The 813-nt window shown below is 57.7% G+C and carries 2 protein-coding genes; both read right to left on the reverse strand.

Features of this window, described 5'->3' with window-relative positions:
* A partial coding sequence (locus A3754_RS03300) for a GntR family transcriptional regulator (RefSeq protein ID WP_063518844.1) occupies window positions 1–525 on the reverse strand: 525 nt, incomplete at its 3' end.
* Between the two features lie 101 nt (window positions 526–626).
* Window positions 627–813 (reverse strand): hypothetical protein (locus A3754_RS27085; RefSeq protein ID WP_197468420.1); only part of this gene is annotated, 187 nt, incomplete at its 5' end.

An 813-nucleotide genomic window follows, 5' to 3' on the forward strand; every position in this document is an offset into this window, starting at 1 on the left:
CACCGAGCTAAACTGATAACGGTACATGCGCACCAGATGGTAAAGCTCACCAATCAGCATCTGGCTGAGGGTCCCGTTGTGGCTGCCCTGGATAATGCGGTAATGGAAATCCAGGTCGCCCTCTCGCTGGAAATAGGCGGTGTCCTGTTGCAGATCCTGCTGCTGCTCATGCTGGGCCAGCACGTCATAGAGGCCGTTGACTTCCTCAGCGGACATTTGCTCAGCAGCCAACCGCGCCGCCATGCCTTCCAGCGCTTCGCGCACATGGTAGATTTCGATGAGGTCATCGAAGCTCAGGGAGGCAACACGAGTGCCCACATGGACAACACGCTCTAACAGCTTGCGGGATTCGAGGCGACGGATGGCTTCGCGGAGCGGGCCACGGCTGACACCGTAGCGCCCTGCCAGCTCGGTTTCGCTGACTTTGGAGCCGGGCGGAATCTCGCCACGCACAATATCGTCCTGCAAGCGGGCGAAAACCCGATCAGCCAGGGTACGTGCAGATTCCGGTGCAGTGACAGACATAAAAAAGCCCGATTGTTGACAATTTCAACGACCGGGCTGGACTTTACGCCCTAACAATAGGGACTTCAAGGGCAATTGTTGACAATGCCTGACTTAAACCATCAAGGCACCAGTGGATCGCAGCCACCGCCGGGGGCGCCGGCAAAGAACTGCACGGCGCCACGCCCAATGGAAAACAGGAAGGCTTGCTGATCATCGCTAAGCGTTTCACCTTCCGCAAGCGCCTCCCGCCATTCCTTCGACTGGATAACGGGGTAGAAATCATCAACCCAGGCAGCACGGACCTTG

It is taken from the genome of Alcanivorax sp. HI0083 (assembly GCF_001635175.1).